Genomic DNA, 3,056 nt, shown 5'->3' with positions numbered 1-3,056 from the left:
CTCGTAAAGATAAATAAAATATAGTTTTTAGAACTATACAATGTTTAACTTTAAAGATGTTGAGTTATGAGAAAAGTATACGAAAGTAAAGAAACAGTTGCTTATTGGGTTATTGCAGCCTATTTCGCATCTTTTGGTACCATTGCCTATTTTGCAGCTTCAATTTAATTTATCCGCAGAATAACAAGAAGAGGCCGTATGTTCGTTCATGCGGCCTCTTCTTGTTTATAAGTACTAATAGTTATTTAACCTTTATAAACAGCAACTCGTCGAAGTGAAAATCTGGGTTGTCAGAGTCAAGGCGCATCTCTGATATGCCACCCTCAGGGCCTGTTAAGAATCTAACCTTGGTAGGGTGCAGCAAGGCGAAGTTGATCTTCCAGTCCAGATCAAAAATATCATGTTGCCAGAAGCTTAAAGTGCCCCCAAGTGCTGGAGCCGGCTCCAACTGTAAGTATAACTTGCCATCTTTTAGGGATACGTTAGCATTTCCGTACAGCTTGCTGTGGTAGGTGCCGGCGTATTCAGATAAATCCCTTACTGGTTTACTCTTTCGTTGCTTCTTTTCTTTGGGAGCTTTGGCAGCTGCACCAGCCTGCGCCTGCTTAGACTTGGCAGCATTATCTAAGTATACCTGGCTCCAGTCAGGCCCGTTCTGAACACCTATAAATTGATCTATGGTATAGTTGGCAAGAGGAGTCATTATGCTGCTCATGCTGTTCGTTAATATTACCACCCCCAGCTTTTCTTCTGGTACCAGCACGGTGCGGCTGTTCATGCCTTCGTGGCCACCGCCATGGTAAACCAGCTTTCTGCCGTTATAGTCACTTACAAACCAGCCCAGACCAGCAGCAGTAAAGTGAGTTGATGGAACTCCTTCTTCTGCTTGTTTAGATACTGGTATCGGGTTGTGCGCTTGCCACATGTGGCGGCTGGCTTCCTCGCTAAAGATCTTGTTCCCTTTGTAGGTGCCGCGGTTTAGCTGTAGCCGTAGCCATTGTGCATCTTGGTTTACGCTGGTGAAAATACCAGCAGCGGGGTTCCAGTTATCCCAGGCGGTAAGGGTAGTGGCGTATGGCTTGCCGTTGGCATCGAAGCCATGGGGCGAGGCTACATTCTGTATTCCCTTCAAATCATTAACCGAAGTATAAGAGCGGCTCATGGCCAGCGGCTGAAAAAAGGTCTGCTTTATGTAATCCTCCCATTTTTGGCCTGTTACCTGCTCTATCACCTCTCCGGCGGTGATAAACATGAGGTTAGAGTAACCGTAGCCATCCCGAAAGCCATACGCGGGTTGCAGGTAGCGCATCCGCTCGATTATTTCAGGGCGGCTATAGGTTGTATTGTACCAGAGCAAGTCACCGCTAAATGTATTAAGACCAGCACGATGGCTGAGTAAATCCTCTATAGTTAAGTTTTCTGTTACAAACGGATCATATAGTTGCAGGTAAGGCACATACTTCTTCACCTTATCTGTCCACTTGATTTTGCCGGCATCTACAAGCGTCGCCAGTGCCGCAGAAGTATAGGCTTTAGAATTAGAGGCAATCCCGAAGAGGGTATTAGCGTCTACCTGTCCGCCTGTCTTATTATTAAGCACGCCATAGCCTTTCGCAAAAATGACAGAGTCGTCTTTTACAATGGCAATAGCCATGCCCGGCACATCCCATGCTTTTAGAGCCTTTTGGTAATAGGCATCTAATTTCTGAAGATTTGCTGCTGTATATTGCTGTGCCCAAGCCTGTGGCTGCGCCAGCATAGCCAGCAGCAGGAGCAGCACAAGTTTAAGCTGCTTTGAAGTAGATAAGTTAGTCATGTAGCGTTTAGGTGGTTAAAGCAGCAAGATACTTATTTTGAACGGCAGTAAAACCACCAGGCACTTCCAAAAGTACAAATGACTCTTCTGGCACAGCGCCGGCTTTTTGGCAATATGAGGTAAAGAATATGCTGAACTAAAGTCTTGTGTTTTGGGAGGAGCTAGTTTTCCCCTTCTTCACGGGGTTTATGCGGGCCAGCTTCATAGTCTTTTTTCTCCATCTCCAGGCGCTGTTGCTCTGCTCCTGAAATGCTGCCCAGCCTGCGCAGGTCTGGCTGCCCGGCATCTACCCAGGCAGTATACCAGAAGCTGGCAATAGTATGAACAGCTAAGCGCATCTGGCGCTCTACCTGCCCATGGAGCCTGTTGCTGTAAGCCTGCGAAAAAGCCCGTGAATAGACGCGGGTAGTCAGGTTGTTGCGCAGCTCAAAAGAGTACTTCTTCTCCTCTGCAAACTCCTGGGTTAGTTGCTTCTCAAATAGCAAAACAGAGTCTAGGGCAGTGTGGCTGCTGGCAACCAGTTGCCATGCTTTTAGTTGTGGTTGCTCGAAATAAGCTGCCTGTCCAACAAAAAAATCATAGTTATCAGAGAAGAGCTCCGGCAGGCGCGTTTCCCAAAAACCGTGGATGCCACGCTGCCCGGTAAATTGTCCGTTATAGTTCTGAGTAGTATGCAGCGGGACACAGGCATCGGCAATATAATGCCCTATTTCAGTGCTAAGGCGCAAAATTCGATCCTGGTTACGCTCCTTAAAGGCTTGGGTGAGTTGGTGCTTCATCAGGTTGATGTGCCAGGGAACAATACCATAGGCTTGCAACGTATCTTCGCTATACTTCTCAACAGCCTGTAGCCAGAAACGGGGCATTGTGTGCAATGCACTGTCACCGTACACATCCAAATCAATGTAATGGCGTGCAGCCTCGCCCTCTACAGCATAGCGGCGCTTATCGGGGTTTACCGCATTTTCGGTAATGTAGCGAATATGCTTTTTATAGAACCCAACCATCTCTGGTGGCAATGCAAACACTGCCAGCCTGTTGATGCGCTGGTGTGCGAAGAAGCCCCAGGTATAGCCGTTCAGCGGGAGCAACAGCATAAGGAGCAGGAGTATAGCTGTGTGTCTGGTTGCCATACTTTATTTGTACGTATTTTCCTGAGTAAATGAATGATTTATTGCTGTACGTAGTTAACTTGTGTAAAATTGATAGTTATACTTATCATATTTAATAAAACTCAACC

At 46.7% G+C, this 3,056-nt stretch carries 2 protein-coding genes; both read right to left on the bottom strand.

Going from position 1 to position 3,056, the window contains the following annotated elements; translation table 11 throughout:
- Window positions 1-241: 241 nt before the first annotated feature.
- Complete coding sequence (locus ACFQ2O_RS20905; protein ID WP_377532699.1) at window positions 242-1,816, bottom strand: serine hydrolase; 1,575 nt, start codon at window positions 1,814-1,816, stop codon at window positions 242-244.
- A gap of 161 nt (window positions 1,817-1,977) precedes the next feature.
- The gene (locus tag ACFQ2O_RS20900; protein ID WP_377532697.1) at window positions 1,978-2,949 is read right to left on the bottom strand and encodes a zinc dependent phospholipase C family protein; all 972 of its coding nucleotides are present in this window, start codon (window positions 2,947-2,949) and stop codon (window positions 1,978-1,980) included.
- Between the last annotated feature and the right edge of the window lie 107 nt (window positions 2,950-3,056).

Source organism: Pontibacter rugosus (genome assembly GCF_042678745.1).
In the GTDB taxonomy this organism is placed as follows: Bacteria; Bacteroidota; Bacteroidia; order Cytophagales; family Hymenobacteraceae; genus Pontibacter; species Pontibacter rugosus.
Note: the sequence above shows the minus strand (reverse complement) of the source record. Positions and strands in the feature narration are given on the sequence as shown.